Genomic DNA, 18,447 nt, shown 5'->3' with positions numbered 1-18,447 from the left:
GGACCGGCATGGTGGGACCCCGACCAGCGATGGCGCACACCACGACTCAGCATCCGGCAGACTGCGCCACTCTCCCGAACCGGATAGGTCCGCAAAACGATGATGGTCTGGCGCGTAGCAATACGGTCGTTCCGCTGCTGCCTGGTCGAGCCGTCGAGTGCGGTCGCGCACGGACAGAGGTCAATGCGTCAGAGGACGTGCGACGCCATCAGGCGGTCAGCATCGCATCGCTGTCCGCGCGCCGCATACCGCGTACCCGGCCGCTCACCGCATCACCGGACGGTGAGCTCGAATCCGTCGGCGGTCGGCACTACGCCTACCTGGGTGAGGTCGTCGACATGGAATGTCGGCGCGTGTGAGGTCGCGTGCGAACCGACCCCGATCACGCGCATCCCTGCGGCGTGAGCGGCCTGGATGCCGGCGCCGGAGTCTTCGAAAACGACGCAGTCGGCGGGGTCGACACCGAGAAGCTTTGCGCCGAGGAGGAACCCCTCAGGATCCGGCTTCGACGCCGACACGTTCTCTGCTGTCACGGTCAGCGAGGGCACCGTGAGCCCGGCCTGGCCCATGCGGGCGTTCATCAACGTGATATCGGCCGACGTCACGATCGCATGGGGATAGGGGAGCAGAGCCTCGAGCAGCACGTCGGCGCCGTCGATCGCGACGACGCCATCGACGTCCTCGCTCTCATTCGCCAGCATCACGGCGTTCTCTCGGATGTTGATCTCGTGATCCCGCTCGGGAAGCATGATCGCCATGCTCTGATGTCCCTGTCGGCCGTGCACGACGCTCAGCACCGTCGCGGGGTCGATGCCGTGCGGCGCAGCCCACGCCAGCCACAGGCGCTCCACCACGGCGGTCGAGTCGACGAGAGTGCCGTCCATGTCGAGCAGGACGGCGCGGGCGCTGATGGTCTCGGTCATCCCCTCAGGCTACTGGGCAGCATCCGAAGTCCGAGGCGAACGAGTGGTTACGGTAGTCGCATGACCCACGCGCGGCAGGGCGACGAGATGCTCCTGAGATATCGCTATCCGGATGGCCGGCTTCAGGCTGCGCTGCCCCTGCGGGTCATCCACGACGACGAGACCGTCACCGTCGGGTGGCTGCCGAACGGCACGGAAATCATGTACTGGGCGCTGCCCGACGGTGGTGATCCGCGTCAGATTCCCCTGGCAGAGCGATTCCGGCAGCGTCTCGGCACTGCGCCGCGTGTCTGGCAGGGGCCCGGGGTGTTGCGAGTGATGCCGAAGAACGAGGCGTTCCAGGTTCTGCATTTCTGGGACGAAGACCAGCGGTTCGCTGGCTGGTACGTGAATCTGGAGAGGAATCGAAGCCAGACCGGCAACTTCTTCGACACCGTCGATCAGCACCTCGATCTCGTCATCACCCCTGACCTCAACGCCGTATGGAAAGACGAGGACGAGGCCCAGGCGGCCGTCGATGCGGATCAGCTGCCGCGCGCCGATCTGGATTCTGCTCGCGTCGTCGGCGAGAGCATCATGCGCGATGTCGAGGGTCTGCTGACTCGCATCGGCGACTGGAGCGGCTGGATCCCGCGCGAGGGGTTCGATCGACCGCTGACCCTGCCTTCGGAGTGGAACTCCTGAGCCGGGGAGGAATGATCGCGGATCAGACTCGCGTCGGGTGACCGCGCAGAATCTCGTGCGCTGACTCCATCAGCCACCGAGGTAGGCACGATGCAGCAGCTGCGAATCCTCCTTCAACGCCTCGGCCGTGCCCTGGAACGAGACGCGCCCGCCGGCGACCACCACGGCCTCTCGAGCGAGTCCGAGGGCGAGCTGCGTGAACTGCTCGACGAGCAGCACTCCGACGCCGGACTCGGCGATCGACTTCACGATCGGCATGAGACGCATGAAGACCACCGGTGCGAGCCCGAGCGACATCTCATCGATCAACAGGATTCGCGGTTTCGCCACGAACGCACGGGCGAGCACGACCATCTGCTGCTCGCCACCCGACAGCAGGGCGGTGGGGGAGTCGATGCGCTTCTCGAGCTCGGGGAACTGCGCGAGTGCAGCATCCAGTTCCGCCGCCGTTCGCGCGGTGAGCGAGATGTTCTCGCGCACGGTCAGCGATGGGAACACGGCCCGTCCCTGCTCGATGTGCACGATGCCACGGCGAGCTCTCGACACCCGGGAGAGCTTGTCGATCGGCTCGCCGTCGAGCATGAGCGACCCCGCGGAGTGCGGGGTCACGCCCGACACCGATTCGATCAGGCTCGTCTTGCCCGCACCGTTCGGGCCGACCAGGGCCAGCACCTCGCCACCTCGCACCGTCAGCGACACATCCGAGATCACCGGGCCCGCCCCGCGGCTGACCGTCACCCCTTGCAGCACGAGTTCGCTCACTTCAGCAGCTCCGTCTCTCCCATGTAGGCCTTCACGACCTCCGGGTTCGCGAGCACCTCGGCCTGGGGCCCGCTCGCCAGCACCCGGCCGAAGTCGAGCACGGTGAGCGTCGGACAGACCGAGCGCACCAGATCCAGGTCGTGCTCGATGATGATCAGCGCCACGCCGTAGCGAGCGGGCAGCTCTCGCAGTCGCGCGGCGAGAGCGAGGTGCTCGTCGTGCGACAGGCCGGCCGCCGGTTCGTCGAGGATCAGCAGTCGCGGTCGAGAGATCACGTTCGCTGCCACCTCGACGAGTCGTCTGGTGCCGACATCGACGCTCGACAGACGCGCCCTTGCCGGCGGGCATCCGAAGAACTCCAGCACCTCGTCGATGTCGGAGGCCGCGAGTCGACGCCGCGCCACGAACCGAACGTATGCGCCGACCGTGAGCGACGGGGGCACCCTGTCCTGCTGAAAGGTCCGGCGCAGCCCCAGCCGTGCGCGACGTGTGGGCGAGAGACCGGCGAGGTCGCGATCTCCGAGCAGCACCCGCCCGCCGTGCTTCGGCAGGAAGCCGCTGATCGCATCGACGAAGGTCGATTTGCCCGCTCCGTTCGGGCCGATGAGTCCCATGATCGACGCCGCGGGCACCTGGAACGACACGTCGTCCAGGGCCTTCAGGGCGCCGAACTGCACCGTGAGCCCCTCGACCGCGAGCACGGGCGCGCCGTCCAGAGCACGCTCGTCGACGGTCGCCGTGGTCGTGGTCGTGATGGCCGCGTCACCCGCATCGGCATCCGGAGGCAACGCCGTCAGCGATGCCGTCGCCGTCTTGCGATCCGCGCGCTTCCAGATGAGAGTGCGGATGCCCTGCCCGAGGTTGGTGCCGCTGGTGATCGCCTGCACGCCGAGCACACCGAAGACGACGAAGGCCCAGTCCTGCGGCACGCCCCAGCGCTTCAGCAGCTCGGGGACGAGCACCCAGAGGATGCCGCCGAGGATCGCCATGTCGATCAGATGCGCTCCCGACATGACAGCGAGCACGTAGAGGGCGAGTGACTGCAGCGGGGTGAAGCTCGATGCGAACGGCAGCTGCACCTGACCGGCGAGCAGCCCGCCGGCGATGCCTCCGAGTGCGGCCGAGACGGCGAACGCGGTGAGCTTCGCGCTCTGCACGCTCTGCCCGGCGGCTGCGGTGCCGCGCTCCGAGAAGGCGACGGCCTTCCAGCTCGAGCCCCATCGTCCGCGCTGCAGGAAGAAGACGCCGAGTGCGCAGACGGCGAGCACCACGACCGAGAGGAAGAAGAACTCGCGGTCGTTCGAGAACATGGTGGGGCGCTCGACGGCCGTGCCGTCGGCGGACCCGGGGAACTGGATCTGCACGAGGGTCACATCCGCGGCGGCAGCGAACCCCAGCGTGACGACGGCGAGGTTGACGCCGCGCAGCCGCAGCGCCGGAAGCCCGACGAGGATTCCGACGAGGCCGGCGGCGATGCCACCCATCACGAGCCAGACGACGAAGCCGCCCGGGGCCTGCATGACGTTCAGCAGCGACACGATCCAGGCGCCCACCGCGGCGAACGTGAGCTGACACAACGCGATCATGCCGGCAGACCCGGTGACGATGCCGAGGCCCAGGATCGCGATCGCCGCGACGACCGCGCTGATCGCGAGGAACACGAAGTAGCCCGGAAGGGCCGCGCTCAGGATGGCGCCGGCCCCCACCGCGGCGATGGCGACGGCGAGAGGCCAGGACAGACGGAACCAGGGACGGTCAGCGAGCGGCATCCCACACCTCCTTGCGCTGCGTCCACAGGAGCAGGACGACGATGAACAGGAACGGAAGGAAGTTGCGCACGAGCGCGACCTCGTCGATCTGCGCGACGAGACCGCCGAGCACACCCAGCACGACTCCGCCGATGACGGCGAGGTCGAGTCGGCGGAAGCCGCCGAGCAGCGCGGCGGCCGCGGCGGGGACGATGAGCATCGCGAGGCTGGTCGCGTCGTTCGACTGGGATGGCGCGACGACCATGATCGCGATCGCGCTGATCACGCCGGTCACGAACCACACGGCGATCGACAGCGGACGCGATCGGATGCCGAGGAGTTCGGCGGTCGTCGGTCGCTCCGACAACGCGCGCAGCTGCGTGCCGACCCGCGTTCGGCGCAGGACGATCCGCACCGCGACCGCCGTCACGATCGCCAGGACGACCGTGGCGATCGTCACCTGACTGATCACGACCCCGCCGAAGGAGAACGCGGGGCCCGCGATGATCGGCGTGAACGGCTGCGGCTTGTTGCCGAACAGGATGAACGACATCGAGATCAGCAGAAGCAGGGGACCGACGGTCATCGCCGATCGGGTGGTGGTGGAGGCTTCGGAGAGCCAGGTCGCGGCGATCCATCCGATCGCGGCTGAGAGGACCCCGCCGACGAGCACGCCGAGCACGGAGCCGAGCCAGATCGGCACCCCCAGTTCGCTGACGAACCACACGGCGCTGAAGGCGCCGAACATCCCCGTCGCGGCCTGGGCGAAGTTGACGACCCGCACGAGGCGCGACATCAGGGTCAGGCACACTCCGAGGACCGCGTAGAGACCGCCGGCGGCGAGACCGGCGATGGCGCCTTGCAGCATGAGGCGTCCTTTCTGGTGTGAGGGGGAGAACCTGCCGCCGAGAATGCGCTCGGCGGCAGGTGAGGGGGCGGCTATTCGCCGATGCGGAGCCAGTCGTCGGCGACCTTCTCCCAGGCGTTCGTGCCGGATTCGAGGATGATCGGCCAGCCGGCGGTGTTCTGTGTGCCGAAGGCATAGGGGGTTCCGACCATGGGGTTCTCGATCGGGTCCATCCCTCGCAGCGCCTCGGTGACCGTCTCGCGGGTGATGTCGCCGTCCATGCCCTCGAGCACCTCGATGAAGTAGGTCGCCGCGAGGTATCCGCCCTGACTGAACGAGGTGAGGGGGATGTCGTTCGCCTCCATCAGCTCCCGCCAATCGGCGTTGATCTCGTCGTCATCCGTGAAGGGGTAGAACTCGGCCGGGACGTAGATGCCGGCACCCGCATCGTCGATCGCCTCCGCGAAGTTCTCGCTGTAGACGCTCGTCAGGTACAGCCATGTCACGTCGTCCCAGCCCTGGGCGTTCGCGGCCTTGACCTGGCCGATCGCGTCGGGTTCGACGGGGTTGATCGCGAGCGCCTTGCAACCCTGCTCGCGGGCCTTCACGATGTAGGGCGTGTAGTCCGATGCGCCGTAGGGCACGGTGTCGTCGACGTACTTCGGCTCCTTGCCGGTGATCTCGGTCCACTTGTCGATCGCGGCCTGGTAAGTCGGGCGGGTGGATCCTGCGATCTCCAGCAGGATGCAGATGTCATCGAGCCCGAGCACCTCGGAGCCGTACTGCAGGGTGAGCGTCATGTCGTTGAACGGACCGACGTTCGCGGGTGAGATGTTGTCGCTGGCGAAGCAGCCGGTGTCGACCCCGATGCCCGGAAGCGACAGGATCTCCTCCTGCTCGTAGTACTTCGCGTTGATCTCGCACTCGATCAGGCTGGCGGAGCCGACCAGCGCGACGGCACCGTCGCTGCCGACGAGCTCGCGGGCTGAGGCGGTGGCGGTCGCCGGGTCGCCTTTGTCGTCGAGGGTCTTGTACTCGATGGTGCGTCCGTCCAGGCCGCCGGCCTCGTTGAACGCGTCGAACACGGCGGCCGCCGCGAGGGATGCCTCGGGGAACGTCGCCGGGCCGCTGATCGTGTTCACGGAGCCGACGACGATGGGGGCGCCTTCGCCGCCTCCGCTGCCGTCTCCGCCGGCGCAGCCGGCCAGGGTGAGGGCTGCCACGGCGATGAGCGCCGCAGTGCCGGATACTCGCTTGTTCATGTGATTCCTGCCTCTCGTGTGCTTCGGGTCTGCTGCGATCAGTCGCGCAGTGCGCGGTTGACCAGTTCGGTGTCGGTGAACTGCTCGAACGCGACGACCTTGCGATCGGACAGGCGCCAGACGTGCGCGACGCGGGCGGCGAAGAATCGGCCGGTCGCTCGGTACGTACCCGAGTAGGTGCCGATCCCCACGACCACGTCTCCGCCGTCGATGACCTCGTCGATCGCGACCGTGTAGTCGTCCCACTCGTCCTGGATGCGCTGGAAGACACCGGCGGCCACCGCATCCGGCCCCAGGTACGTGCCGGCGTAGGGGAACCCTGCAGCCTCGGTCCAGCTCACGTCGTCGGCGAGCGGTGCCAGCATGCCGTCGAGGTCGCCGCGGTCGCTGGCCGCGTAGTGCTCAGTGATGATGTCTGCGTTGCTCATGATGATCTCCGTGTGCAGGTCTCGGTGCCGGATCAGACGGGCTGAGCGTCGGGGTAGGAGACCGAGCCGAGCGGATAGATGTGACCGCCCCCGCGTGTGTGCTCGGCGTCGCCGTCGCCGTTGAGACCCAGGAAGATCCCGGTCGTCATCAGCTGGTAGCCGAGATCGTGCAGCCAGACGCTGGCGACCGCGATGCGGAACTCGCGGAAGCAGAAGAGGTAGAGCCCGTCGGCGAACTTCCAGACCGTCGACAGGTCCATGTCGCCGTGCCCGCGCTGCACCCCCTCCAGGCACTGCCACGCATAGCGCTGGCTCGAGATATAGACGTGCTCGTAGAGGTGGTGCGGGCTGTAGCGGTAGATGTTGCGCTTGCCGATGAGGTCTCGGCTCGGCCCAGGCACCTCGCCCGTCGCGGTGCCGCCGTCGGCGGTCGCCGCCCAGAAGTCCTGCCCGACCTGAGGCTTGCCCTCGACGGCCTCGGCCGCGATCCGCGAGCGCACGACGGTCGCCCGGTGCGTCGTGGTCGAGTAGACGACCGTGATGGCCTCGCGCTCACGGCTCTCGAGCGGGATGTTCACGAAGACGACGTCGTCGCGCACGGCCACGGCGTCGTAAGGGTCGGTGCCGGAATCCCCGAGACCCGACCAGGTGACCGCGACCGCGTCGAACGTGAGCGAGAGCGTCGAGCCGTCATCGAGCGCGAGCGTCAGAGCGGTGCCCGACAGCGATGCGTTCGGCAGCCGGAAGGTGTCGATGCCCGCGGCGAACTCGTCGTACGTGCGCCATTCGTCGAGGGCGGAATCGGTCGTGACAGGGGCGGTCATGGGGGTCCTGACGTCGCAATCAGCGGAGCATCCTCGCTCCGGGCATCGCGTCATCGCGGTGCGCTTGCCCCATGCTCCGGCGGCGCACGGCATCCGCTCAAGAGAAGCGGCACCATCGCGCGCCGACAGTCAACCGGCGTGCCCTGCAGAGCAAGGACACATCAGTCGCGCCCGCCGGAGACGGTTCGTGAGAGCGCGCTCAGTGCGCGGCGCGGTACTCGCTCGGAGAGATCCCGAACGCGGATTTGAATGCGCGGCTGAAATGCGCCGCATCGACGAAACCCCACCGGGCCGCGATCGCCGCGACAGGGCGGTCGGCGAGCATCGGGTCGAGCAGGTCGCGACGGCACTGCTCGAGGCGGCGCGTGCGGATCCACGTCGAGACCGTCACGCCCTGCTCCTGGAACAGCCCGTGCAGGTGGCGGGTCGAGATGAAGTGCGCCGACGCGATCGTCGCTGGTCCGAGATCGGTCGAGGCGAGGTTGCGGTCGATGTACGAGCGGATTCGCTGAACGAGCGCGCGATGAGGGTCGGCCGACACCTCGTCGAGGCCGAGTTCGCGCGTGAACACCGTCGTGACGAGATCGAGCGCGCTGTGCGCCAGCCGTGCCCCTGTCGTTCCGGCGAGCTGATCGAGGTTGCCGGCGAGCTGCGTCAGATAGGGCACGACCATCGCGCCGAGGCCGCCCTGACCCGAGATGCGCACAGCCGTGAGCTGCCCGATCATGTCGGAGGGGAGGCTGATCAGATGCTTCGGGAACATCACGACCATCGTGCGGAAGTCGTCGTCGAAGACCAGGGAGTACGGGCGATCGGTGTCGTAGACGGCGAGATCCCCGGCCTGGAGCACGGCTTCCCGGTCGTCCTGGATCAGCATCCCGGTGCCCGCGAGCATGAGGCTGAGCTTGAAGTACGAACGGTCGCTGCGGGCGATGAGCTCGGGCGTCCGCTCCACGATGTGAGACGTGGCGCGCACCTCGTTCACATGCACCTCATCGACCGAAGCCCCGCGGATGATCCCGCGGAAGTGGTCGGGCCCGTCCGTCGAGACCTGCAACGGCACGAAGGATTCCGAGACGGCAGCCCGGAACTCGCTGATGTTGCGCGCGACGAGCGTCGATACCGATTCGGCGGGGGCGGCGAGTGCACCGTTCATGACTGATCACCTCGGGTGGTGGAACGACGACGTTGTATACGATCCGTGCCGTGATGCTATCACCGGCATGGCGTGAAGGGCGAGGCTTCTATGATGTGGGCGGAGGCCAGTGATGCGATATCTCGGCGACAAGGTCATGCAGGTCCTGCGTCAGCTGCGCGGACCCGACACAGCGGATGCGGTGTTCGAAGCAACCGCGCTGATCGTCGGGGCGGTGTTCTTCGTGCTCGGGTTCGCGATCGGGTGGCCGGTCTTCTGGGGCCAGGAGATGGCGATCAGCGGCACCGGCTCGATCGGCGCGTTCGCAGCCTACGGCGGTGCGATCACCGCCGTGCTGGCCTTCGCGCTCGGTCGCCTCGTCGTGAGGCCCGCGACGATCGCGCCCGACGGCACCCGCGACGGATTCAGCGTTCCGGGTGACAGGCTGCGCTGGTACGACCTGGCCGCGATCGCCTTCGCGCATGCCGCGATCGCCTACCTGGGATGGCTCGGCATCGCCGAGCTGCTCGAGCGCAGCTTCACCGGTGCCCCGGTCTTCGCCTTCCCCGGAGCGGTCCTGGTGGCTGTGGCCTTCGCGCTCACCGCTTATGTGACGTTCCTCAGCGCCGTGGCGCTCACGCCGACAGTGCTGTCGCTCGTGCTCGCGGTGTTCCTCGTGGTCGGGGCGTTCGCCGCGATGCTCGCCTCCAGCGATGTCTACTGGTGGCAGGACAACCTGTCGGCGCTGGGTATGAGCACCAACAGCGCGTCGGCCGCCTTCAACATCACGCTGATCATCGCCGGCGTCATGGTCACGACGATCGCGCGCTATGCCACGGCGGGGCTGCCGGTGGACGATCCGATCGATCGGCGCGGTCGCTTCATCGTGCGCGGCGGTCTGATCCTGATGGGCATCTTCCTCGCCTGCGTCGGGATCTTCCCCGTCGACGAGTTCTTCCTCGTGCACAACACGGTGGCCACCGGGATGGTCGTCGTGTTCGCGGTCGTCGTGGTGGGGCTGCCCTGGTTCCTGCGCACGATCCCTCGGGTCTTCGTGGCGTTCGGCTGGGCCTACGTGCTGGTGATCATCCTGCTGGCGTCGTTCTTCGCCGTCGGCTACTACAACCTCACGGCGGTCGAGCTGATCGCGGCCGTGCTGATCTTCAGCTGGATCATCGTCTTCCTGCGGACGGCAGGGTCGGTCGATCCAGCGCGTCGGCACGAGCCGGTGCCGGCCTGAGATCAGTTCTTCAGCGCAGTGGCTGCGTGGCGTCCGCGGTGCGCTGAAGGGCGTGGATCGTGTGCGCGTGCCGGCGCTGCGCGACCCCGACGAACAGGCAGTCGACGAGAGCGAGCTGAGCGATCCGGCTCACCATCGCCCCGGCGCGCAGTCGCGGCTCGCGGGCACGAGTGAGCAGGGCGTGATCGCAGCTCTCGGTGACGGGTGACGATGATCCACCCGTGACACCGATCGTGACGCCGGCCGCAGCCCGCGCGGTCTGCAGGAAGTGCACGGTCTCGCGGGTCGTTCCCGAGTGCGAGAAGCCGATGGCGACCGTCTTCCTTGCTCCGAGCGATGCGGCGGCGCTCGCCTCGTGCGCGTCGGTGAGCACGATCGCCGCGTGCCCGATGCGGAGCAGCTTGCGGCCGAGGTCGGCTGCTGCCTGGCCGCTCGCTCCGATGCCGAAGAGCAGAACGCGATCAGCGTCGTCGATCGCCTCGACCGCAGCCGCAAGGCTGTCGTAGTCGAGGTTCGCGATGGTCTCCTCGATGGCCAGCAGTTCGAGAGCCGCGACCTTCGCCGTCGCCTCGCGCAGCGTGTCGGCCGCGGAGATCTCAGAACCGAAACCGGATGCTGCAGGAAACTGCACCGACTCGCGGCCGAGCTCTGTGGCCAGCGCCATTCTCAGCGCGGCGTAGCCGTTCACGCCGATGGTGCGACAGAAGCGTACGACCGAGGCGACCGAGGTGTCGCATCTCGCAGCGATCTCGGTGATCGTGCTGTCGACGACGATGGTCGGATCGTCGGCGATCGTCCGAGCGATGCGCGCCAGCGACGGCGGCAGCTTCTCGGCCGCTGTCGCGATCGTCGTCTGGATGCTCATGGCTCTCCTGCGTGAGGGCGGGTTTCGGGCGTGTGAACAATTCTTTCATGCGCTAGGACTGATGCGTAGACTATTTCCATGTCTTCTCCGCGTGCCCTCGTCGCCGTCGACCTCGGCAAATCACGATGCCGTGCGGTGATCTCCGGGCCGTGGGGTGCGGACGATCGCGTCCCTCACCGCCGAGACGTGTACGACGGCATCGGAGCACCCGGTCTGGCGGCCGCAGACGGCGTCGCCGCAGCGCTCGCCGCGATCCTCCCGCTGAGAGAACGGCTCGCTGAGCCGATCTCGGCGGTGTCGGTGGGCGCGGCGGGAGCCTGGGCGGCACCCGCAGCCGCAGCCGAACTCGCGCACGGCCTCGCCCGAGAGTTGCGGGCGCCGGTTGTCGTGACCTCTGACGTCGTCTCCGCCCATGCCGGAGCGCTCGATGGCGGAGCAGGCGTGCTCCTGATCGCCGGAACCGGCGCAGCAGCCCTCGGCATCGACGGCGAGGTGTCCACCCTCGTCGACGGATGGGGTCCCGAGCTGGGCGATTTCGGAAGCGGATCCTGGTTCGGGCGAGAGGCGCTGCGTGCTGTGCTGCGCGCCTCGGCCGGCCTCGCACCAGCGACCCTGCTCACGGATGCGGTGGCCGCGACGATCGGCGACCCCGCGGCGATTCCCGGCTGGCTCTCGGCAGACGGCCCGCTGGCCCGTCGCCTCGCGGCACTGGCGCCCTTGGTGCTCGATGCGGCGGAGGGCGGCGACCCCGTCTCGGCGGAGATCGTCGCCGACGGCATCCATCTGCTCGTCGCCTCGGCCGTCGCCGCGTCGTCGGGCAGCAGTGACGTCGCTCTCCACGGTGGGCTCACCGCGCACCTCTGGTTCCGCTCGGCTCTCGACCAGGCGCTGCGTGCCGCAAGCCACGCGGTCGCCGTCTCTGCCGGTGACGCCCTCGACGGAGCGCTCCTGCTCGCGGAGCGCACCGATCTTCCCCACGAAAGGTTCGTGCATCGTGCCGAATGAACACACCAGACTGACCGCCCTCCTCGACGTCCTCTCGACGCTCGGCACGGAGGCGTCGACGACGGAACGGGGCGATCTCGACCTGCTCGAGACCGCCGAGCTCGTGCGGCGCATGAACGCCGAGGATCACCGAGTGCCGGCCGCGGTCGGGGAGCGCAGCGCAGAGATCGCCGCGGCCGTCGACGGCATCACCGACCGCTTCCGCGCCGGCGGGCGCCTCATCTACCTCGGGGCGGGCACCGCAGGCCGCGTCGGTGTGCTCGACGCCAGTGAATGCCCGCCGACTTTCGGCACGGACCCCTCGATGGTCGTGGGGCTGATCGCCGGGGGCGAGACGGCCATTCGCGCTGCGGTCGAGAACGCCGAGGACGACGACGAGGCCGCAGCGACCTCGCTGCGGGAGCTCGGGCTCACCGAGCGCGACACGGTCGTCGGCATCTCGGCGTCAGGTCGCACGCCCTACGTCGTGGGCGGCCTCGAGTTCGCTCGGGCAGTCGGCGCGCTCACCGTCGCCATCGCCTCGAACCCGGGCTCCGAGATCGGTGCGGTCGCCGAGATCGCGATCGAGGTCGTCACCGGGCCCGAGTTCATCTCGGGCTCGACGCGTCTGAAGTCGGGAACCGCGCAGAAGCTCGTCGTGAACATGCTCACGACTCTGTCGATGATCAAGCTCGGCAAGACGCACCACGGCGTGATGGTCGACCTGCTGGCCACGAACGAGAAGCTGCATGCGCGCTCGATCCGCACGGTCACCGAGCTCACCGGCGCCGGGGTCGACGAGGCCTCCGACGTGCTGGACGCGGCCGGCGGCTCTGTGAAGCTCGCGATCCTGATGATCTCCACCGGGGCGCCCGCAGACGCCTCGGCTCAGGCGCTCGACGAGGCCGACGGAATCCTGCGCGTCGCGATCGCCCGACTCTCTTGAGGGGCACATTCGCCGCGTGCTTCCGTCGGGGGCTGCCCGATGACGGCGACGCGCTGACCGCTGACAGCGACGAAGAGGCTCAGTGGTCGCAGGTGCAGGATCCGCCGCCTCCGCAGCATCCGGCATCCGCTGCGACGTGCGCCTGAGACGACTCGGGTACGTCCATCGCGGGGTTCTGATCGAGGAACCCGTTGGGCTTGAACCAGAATCCGGCGTAGTCGACGGGCATGATCGGCCAGTCCTCCGGGCGAGGGAAGTGCGTGAGGCCGAACGTGTGCCACAGCACGATGTCCTCGCCGTCGAGCGATCGGTCTCCGGCGGTGTACTCGGGCAGACCCGAGCCGCCCTGGTGCGCGTTCGGGTATCGGCCGGCGGGCCAGATCTGACCGTGCTCGTGCTGGGTCGCCCACAGGTGCTTCGTGGCGAAGGTCGCACGTGCGGCGACCGATGACTCGGGGTCGGCCATCAGCAGTGCGGTGGGCTGGGGGATCAGGTGGTACGCGGTCGGGCGCCCGACGTGGTTCGTGCGGGTGGCGCTCTGCACCTCCCAGGCGCGGGCGACAGACGAGTCGGCATCGCGCTGAGCGGCGGACTCGGTGGCGAGCTGAGTCTCCGACCACGTGAACGCGTTGCCGAACGGGTTGTCCGGACCCATCGGGATGCGCTGAGCGTCGATCTCGAACAGGCGGTTCTCGTCGCCGTCGATCGCGACGTCGAGCCGGGCGCAGAACAGGTGCTGATGCACCGGGGCGAACACCCCTGGGGCGAGTTCGGTGGCGTGCTTCTGCCGCACGCCGGGTTCACCGGCGCCCGCGAACACGATTCCGGTGGCCTTGGCCACGACCTCGATCGACCCGTCGAGGTAGAAATGCCAGTAGAACCCGTAGTCGTAGTTGCCGATCGTCGAGAAGTACGACACGACGAAGCGGCGCGACCGGCGCACATCCGAGCGGCCGGCGAGGTCGGTGTGCTTCCAGAGGATGCCGTAGTCCTCCTCGTGCATGCAGACGACGTTGGGGATGCGCACGGGGTGACCGTGATCGTCGGCGACATAGCCGTCGAGATAGCGGATCACTCCCAGGCAGTCGCAGCCGAGCTCCAGGTGGTTCGCGTTCTTGCCGAGCAGGTACTCGCCGGCGTCGAAGTAGCTGATCCAGAACCTTCCCGGGGCGGTGTCGCCGTAGGGAACGACCATCTCGGGCACGCTCGCCCGGCTGAGCACCGAGCGCCCGTCGAACGCGACGTCATGCAGCACGAGCCCCTCGCGGGCGTTGAAGCTGACCCGCATCGACCAGTTCTCCCACTCGACGAGCGATCCGGTGACGGCGAAGCTCGGACCCTCCGGCTGGGTGATCTCGATGGGCTTGAGGGACGTGCGCGCGGCGCCCTGCACCTCGGCGTAGTAGTTGCCGTGCCCCGCGGGCACCGGCACATCGCCCTCGTCGTCGATGCGGATCACGCTTCCGGCGGTCAGGTCGATGTGCACGACCAGCCCCTCGACGGGGTGCGCCCAGGGGGAGTCGGTCTCGTCGTACTTGAGGAACGTGAGGGAGCGGATGACGCGGCGTCCCACCTCGTCGGCCCGGCCGGTGTAGCCCGGAGCGAGCGGGCCGCAGAACGCGAGCGCCATGTGCTGCTCGAGACCGCGGCGCGTCATGGCGGCCTGCCATTCGGGGGAGGCCTTCGCGATGATCTCTGCGCGTTCGTACTCCTCGAAGAGGTACTGCGGCTGTCCATAGGGCGGGGTGTCGTTCGGCACGCGCTCGTTGCGCAGCACCTCGCCGCGCGTGATCGAGACGACGACCTCGGAGGCGACCCCGGTCGCGGTGTCGAGCAGAGTCGCATCGACCCGACGGTCGATGGGGGAGCCGGGCGCCCAGGCGGCGAGCTCGTGCTTCGTGGGCTCGTCCGGCAGCAGCATCGGCACGCGAACGGTCTCGCCGAGGAGCCCCGCGGCGTCGAGCACGGCGCGGGCTGCGGCGATCTCGGCGCCGGTGAGCGGGTCGAGCGGATGCGGGGTGGGGATCCGGTCGATGGAGACGGGCTGGCGGTGGGACATCGTCGTACCTCACTATTTTCGAGCGAGCGCTCAATAAACGGGTTGGCACGATGGTACGCCGGTGCGGCGGGGTGCACAAGAGTGCGCCGGCGATCGGCTCTGTGCGGGTGCGGGTGCGGGTTGGGGTGGGGGTGCGGGTTCGACCGCGGGGTTCAGCTGCGCCAGGGCGAGAGGATGCTCTCGAGCACCGCGAGGTGGGCTTCTGCCCCTCGAGGCTCGGTGACTTCGAGGACCTGCTGGCCGTAGGTGATCGAACGGAGCAGCGACATGACCGCCTGCTTCGGTGTCGCGGCCGACAGTTCGCCGTCGGTGACAGCTTCGTCGATGGCCTCGCTGATGCCGTCCTGCCAGGTCGCGAGCGTGGGGGAGCCGGCGTCGGGGGCCGAGGCGAGTGTCGCGAGGCGGCCCCAGAATCCGACGACCACATACGCCTCCGTGCGTGTTCCGGCGTCGACGGGGAGCACCTCGCGCATCAGGGCGTCGAGTCTGGTCAGTCCGCGGAGCCCTGCGGTCACCGATCGGATGCGCTCGTCGGTGCGTCGGGTGATCTCCGCCGCTGCCGCGCGGATCACGTCGTCGAAACCGTCGAAGTAGTGCCAGAGCGAGCCTGTCGCGACTCCGAGCTCTTTCGCCACCGCGCGAGACGACACAGCCTCATGCCCGTCACGGGCGGCCACGGCGAGCAACGCCTCGGCGATCTGCCGGCGGCGCTCATCATGGTCGACGACACGGGGCACATGCCCATCCTGTCGCATCGCACCGGGGTCTGGCTATTTTGAGCGAGTGATCAATATAATGCGTGCGTGGATCACCTCCTCCCCGCAGCATCGTGGCTGACGGCTCTGGCCGCCGTCGTCTCGGCGATCGCCTGCGTGGGCGCAGGGCGCGCGGTGCCGTGGCAGGGCGCGCAGACGTCGCTGATCATGGCGGCAGCGATGGTCGTGGCCGCCGTCACCGATGGCGACGCGACGACCGGTCTGGTTCTCGGCGTCGTGCTGCTGCTCTCGGCGATGCTCGGCACCGTCGGTGTGCGCGGCACTCCGTCAGCTGCGTCGTGCTGTCACCGAGCGCTCGTGTCTGTCGTCATGGCCGTGTGTGCGTTCGAGAGCGCGTCGACGGACGAGACGCCAGCGGTCGGGGCTGGCAGCCACGGCGGGCATGGGCTCGACGGACTGCTGTCGGTGCTCGTGACAGCCGGGGTCATCGGAGTGGTGCTCTGGACCGTGGCTGCCGAGTGGCTGCGCGCGCGGAGTCCACACTCGAGGACTGCCCGCCTGCTCGCGGTCGAATCGTGGGCCATGGCGGGCAGCGTCGCGGTCATGGGCGTGGGGTTCTGACACCGTAGCGGTGTTCGCGGACTGCTCGTCCCCGCACGGTGCACCGTCAGTGCGCTCCGCCGAATTCGATCAGCAGAACCCCCAGAGCGATCAGGGCGACGCCGATCGCCATCAGCACCGAGAAGTGGTCCTTGAAGATCACGCGGCCGAGGATCGCCGTGATCGCGACGCCGGCCGCTGACCATACCCCGTAGGCGACGCCCACGGGCATGCCCATGGCGAGGATCGCTCCGAGCAGGGTGAAGGCGGCGAGGTAGCCGACGACGATCACGGGGATCCACCTCCGGCGACGGAGGCCTTCGGACGCGCGCAGGCTGAGGGTCGCGGTGACCTCGCTCGCGATCGCAAGGGCGAGGAGCAGCCAGGTCATGCTCCGATCTCCGCGGGCGTCTCGCGCTTATGCGACCCGAGCTCGACGAGCAGAACGCCGAGCACGATCGCGCCGATGCCGACGATCTGCACCGGCCCGAGCAGCTCATCGAACAGCACCGTGCCCATCACGGCGGTGAGCACGACGCCGATCGCCGCCCAGATGCCGTATGCCACGCCCACCGGCATCCCTCGATCGAGCACGATCGACAGCAGCCAGAGCGAGCCGGTGTAGCCGATCACCACGGGGACGAGCCACAGCGGATGGGTGAAGCCCTCGGCCGCGCGCAGCGACAGTGTGGCCGTCACCTCGAGGACGATGGCGATCAGCAGCGGTGGCCACGCCGACGGGCGGGAGGGGTCGGTCATCTGGAGCCTTTCGATGCGGTGCATGCCCGGGGGACAACGCGTCGGATGCTCGCACGATTCCCTGTCGTGCAGGTGAACGCCGGACGGGAAGCCGCGATTTCGGAACCCCGCCACGCGGCGCGTACCCTGGAGGCATCCCCCGAAGCTCACCCGGCAATCTCGCGCGCCGGCGACCTCGGCGCGCTCACACATGCAAGGACGCAGATGAACGTAACCGCCGCACCCCATGACGACTGGACGGCGAGAGAAGAGCTGGCCGAGCGGATGATCCCGCTCATCGGCGCACTCAAGCGGGAACGCGACGTGGTCACATCGCTCCACGGCCACCGACTGCTCGGGCTGTCAGCCACCGGCATCGTCGAGGTGCACGACAGAGTGGCCCAGCTCGGGCACGAACGGCTCGCGGTCGATGAGACCCTCGCTGTGCTCGAAGGTGTTCACGAACTCGCTCCCGGCGCATCGTCACTCGACCTCGCTCGGCTCGCCGCAGGCCATGCCGACAGCGACCAGCCTCTCGACGCCTATCTGACCGAAGCCCTCGCACCCGCGGTCGGCGCGGTCGCCGCAGCCCCCACGGATGTCGTGCTCTACGGCTTCGGACGCATCGGGCGGCTGCTCGCCCGCATCCTCGTCGCGCACAACGGCGGTGGCAGCGGTCTGCGGCTGCGGGCGATCGTCGTGCGCCGAGGCTCGGAGAACGACCTCGTCAAGCGCGCGTCGCTGCTGCTGCGCGACTCGGTGCACGGCCGCTTCGCGGGCTCCGTCACGGTCGACGAGGACGCCGACCAGATCATCGCGAACGGCACCCGCATCCAGGTCATCTACTCCGATGACCCCTCGACGATCGACTACACGGCCTACGACATCCACGATGCGATCGTCGTCGACAACACCGGCCGCTGGCGCGACGAGGCGGGTCTCAGCCGCCATCTCGAATCCACGGGCGTCGCACGCGTGCTGCTCACCGCCCCGGGCAAGGGTGCGCTGAAGAACATCGTGCACGGCATCAACGACGGCACCATCGAGCCCGGCGATCGCATCATCACGGCCGCCTCGTGCACCACCAACGCCATCACCCCTGTGCTGAAGGCGATCGACGAGGCCTACGGCATCGTGCGCGGCCACGTCGAGACCGTGCACTCGTTCACCAACGACCAGAACCTGATCGACAACTTCCACAGCGGCGATCGACGAGGCCGCTCGGCCGTGCTGAACATGGTGATCACCGAGACGGGCGCGGCGAAGGCCGTGGCTCGGGCGCTGCCCGAGCTCGAGGGCAAGCTCACCGGCTCGTCGATCCGCGTTCCTACGCCCGATGTATCGCTGGCCGTGCTGCACCTGAGCCTCGAGCGGCCCGCGGTGAGGGACGAGCTGAACGACTACCTGCGTCGCGTCTCGCTGCACTCGAAGCTGCGCCAGCAGATCGACTACGTCGAGAGCCCGGAGGTCGTCTCCACCGACTTCGTCGGCTCGCACCGCGCGGGCATCGTCGACGGCCTCGCGACCATCGCGAACGATCGTGACGTCGTGCTGTACGTCTGGTACGACAACGAGTACGGATACTCATGCCAGGTGATCCGCGTGCTCGAGGTCATGGCCGGCTCGCATCCGATCGTGCTCCCCGAGCGCCGTGAGGTCACCCTGCGCGGCTGAGTGAGTCGAGTG

19 protein-coding genes are annotated in these 18,447 nt (G+C 68.5%); 6 read left to right on the top strand and 13 right to left on the bottom strand.

All coding sequences use genetic code 11. From position 1 onward, the window contains the following. Positions 1–272: 272 nt before the first annotated feature. On the bottom strand, positions 273–923 hold the full coding sequence (locus RQG82_RS17755) for an HAD-IA family hydrolase (protein WP_311260115.1): 651 nt from the start codon (positions 921–923) through the stop codon (positions 273–275). 60 nt (positions 924–983) lie between these two features. Between RQG82_RS17755 and RQG82_RS17750 the strand changes: the two genes are divergently transcribed. Continuing rightward, positions 984–1,607, top strand: coding sequence for a DUF402 domain-containing protein (locus RQG82_RS17750; RefSeq protein ID WP_311260114.1), 624 nt, complete (start codon positions 984–986; stop codon positions 1,605–1,607). A 69-nt stretch (positions 1,608–1,676) separates the two neighbouring features. On the opposite strand, the gene RQG82_RS17745 is transcribed toward RQG82_RS17750, so the two are convergent. From RQG82_RS17745 to RQG82_RS17715, 7 genes are all read right to left on the bottom strand, one after another. Next, entirely contained in the window at positions 1,677–2,369 is a 693-nt protein-coding gene (locus RQG82_RS17745; RefSeq protein ID WP_311260113.1) for an ATP-binding cassette domain-containing protein, read from the bottom strand. Continuing rightward, positions 2,366–4,138, bottom strand: coding sequence for an ABC transporter permease subunit (locus tag RQG82_RS17740; RefSeq protein WP_311260112.1), 1,773 nt, complete (start codon positions 4,136–4,138; stop codon positions 2,366–2,368). Before RQG82_RS17740 ends, RQG82_RS17745 begins: the two co-directional genes overlap by 4 nt. Next, on the bottom strand, positions 4,125–4,985 hold the full coding sequence (locus RQG82_RS17735) for a branched-chain amino acid ABC transporter permease (protein ID WP_311260111.1): 861 nt from the start codon (positions 4,983–4,985) through the stop codon (positions 4,125–4,127). The genes RQG82_RS17740 and RQG82_RS17735 overlap by 14 nt, the downstream gene beginning before the upstream one ends. Before the next feature lie 71 nt (positions 4,986–5,056). Continuing rightward, positions 5,057–6,226 (bottom strand): ABC transporter substrate-binding protein, encoded by a 1,170-nt coding sequence (locus RQG82_RS17730; RefSeq protein ID WP_311260110.1) that lies wholly within the window; start codon positions 6,224–6,226, stop codon positions 5,057–5,059. A gap of 38 nt (positions 6,227–6,264) precedes the next feature. Beyond that, positions 6,265–6,654, bottom strand: coding sequence for a nuclear transport factor 2 family protein (locus RQG82_RS17725; RefSeq protein WP_311260109.1), 390 nt, complete (start codon positions 6,652–6,654; stop codon positions 6,265–6,267). A 32-nt stretch (positions 6,655–6,686) separates the two neighbouring features. After that, the gene (locus RQG82_RS17720; protein ID WP_311260108.1) at positions 6,687–7,478 is read right to left on the bottom strand and encodes a MoaF C-terminal domain-containing protein; all 792 of its coding nucleotides are present in this window, start codon (positions 7,476–7,478) and stop codon (positions 6,687–6,689) included. A gap of 199 nt (positions 7,479–7,677) precedes the next feature. Continuing rightward, positions 7,678–8,634, bottom strand: a complete 957-nt coding sequence (locus RQG82_RS17715) for a helix-turn-helix domain-containing protein (protein WP_311260107.1) — start codon at positions 8,632–8,634, stop codon at positions 7,678–7,680. Positions 8,635–8,746: 112 nt separating this feature from the next. Here RQG82_RS17715 and RQG82_RS17710 point away from each other — a divergent pair, with 112 nt between their 5' ends. Then, entirely contained in the window at positions 8,747–9,853 is a 1,107-nt protein-coding gene (locus RQG82_RS17710; RefSeq protein ID WP_311260106.1) for a DUF998 domain-containing protein, read from the top strand. A 10-nt stretch (positions 9,854–9,863) separates the two neighbouring features. Here the strand turns inward: RQG82_RS17710 and RQG82_RS17705 are convergent, their stop codons facing one another. Further along, entirely contained in the window at positions 9,864–10,718 is an 855-nt protein-coding gene (locus RQG82_RS17705; RefSeq protein WP_311260105.1) for a MurR/RpiR family transcriptional regulator, read from the bottom strand. 78 nt (positions 10,719–10,796) lie between these two features. On the opposite strand from RQG82_RS17705, the gene RQG82_RS17700 reads away from it, so the two are divergent. Both RQG82_RS17700 and murQ read left to right on the top strand, forming a co-directional pair. Beyond that, a complete protein-coding gene (locus RQG82_RS17700; RefSeq protein ID WP_311260104.1) occupies positions 10,797–11,723 on the top strand; it encodes a BadF/BadG/BcrA/BcrD ATPase family protein in 927 nt (308 codons plus the stop codon). Beyond that, positions 11,713–12,648: an N-acetylmuramic acid 6-phosphate etherase gene (murQ, locus tag RQG82_RS17695; RefSeq protein WP_311260103.1), complete on the top strand. Its 936-nt coding sequence runs from the start codon at positions 11,713–11,715 to the stop codon at positions 12,646–12,648. The genes RQG82_RS17700 and murQ overlap by 11 nt, the downstream gene beginning before the upstream one ends. 79 nt (positions 12,649–12,727) lie before the next feature. Here murQ and RQG82_RS17690 read toward each other — a convergent pair whose 3' ends face one another. Together RQG82_RS17690 and RQG82_RS17685 are read right to left on the bottom strand one after the other, a co-directional pair. Then, positions 12,728–14,707 carry a primary-amine oxidase gene (locus RQG82_RS17690; protein WP_311260102.1) on the bottom strand — a complete coding sequence of 660 codons (1,980 nt, stop codon included), beginning with the start codon at positions 14,705–14,707 and terminating at the stop codon, positions 12,728–12,730. A 152-nt stretch (positions 14,708–14,859) separates the two neighbouring features. Beyond that, complete coding sequence (locus RQG82_RS17685) at positions 14,860–15,444, bottom strand: TetR family transcriptional regulator (protein ID WP_311260101.1); 585 nt, start codon at positions 15,442–15,444, stop codon at positions 14,860–14,862. Between the two features lie 66 nt (positions 15,445–15,510). Between RQG82_RS17685 and RQG82_RS17680 the strand changes: the two genes are divergently transcribed. Beyond that, positions 15,511–16,044, top strand: a complete 534-nt coding sequence (locus RQG82_RS17680) for a hypothetical protein (protein WP_311260100.1) — start codon at positions 15,511–15,513, stop codon at positions 16,042–16,044. A 46-nt stretch (positions 16,045–16,090) separates the two neighbouring features. Here RQG82_RS17680 and RQG82_RS17675 read toward each other — a convergent pair whose 3' ends face one another. Beyond that, entirely contained in the window at positions 16,091–16,414 is a 324-nt protein-coding gene (locus tag RQG82_RS17675; protein WP_311260099.1) for an SMR family transporter, read from the bottom strand. Beyond that, the gene (locus RQG82_RS17670; protein WP_311260098.1) at positions 16,411–16,782 is read right to left on the bottom strand and encodes a multidrug efflux SMR transporter; all 372 of its coding nucleotides are present in this window, start codon (positions 16,780–16,782) and stop codon (positions 16,411–16,413) included. The genes RQG82_RS17675 and RQG82_RS17670 overlap by 4 nt, the downstream gene beginning before the upstream one ends. A 204-nt stretch (positions 16,783–16,986) precedes the next feature. On the opposite strand from RQG82_RS17670, the gene RQG82_RS17665 reads away from it, so the two are divergent. Beyond that, on the top strand, positions 16,987–18,435 hold the full coding sequence (locus RQG82_RS17665; protein ID WP_311260097.1) for a glyceraldehyde-3-phosphate dehydrogenase: 1,449 nt from the start codon (positions 16,987–16,989) through the stop codon (positions 18,433–18,435). The last annotated feature ends 12 nt before the right edge of the window (positions 18,436–18,447 follow it).

This window comes from Microbacterium sp. WCS2018Hpa-9, from assembly GCF_031843745.1.
Taxonomy (GTDB): Bacteria; Actinomycetota; Actinomycetes; order Actinomycetales; family Microbacteriaceae; genus Microbacterium.
The sequence above is the reverse complement of the archived record's forward strand: the minus strand, read 5'-3'. Positions and strand labels throughout refer to the sequence as shown.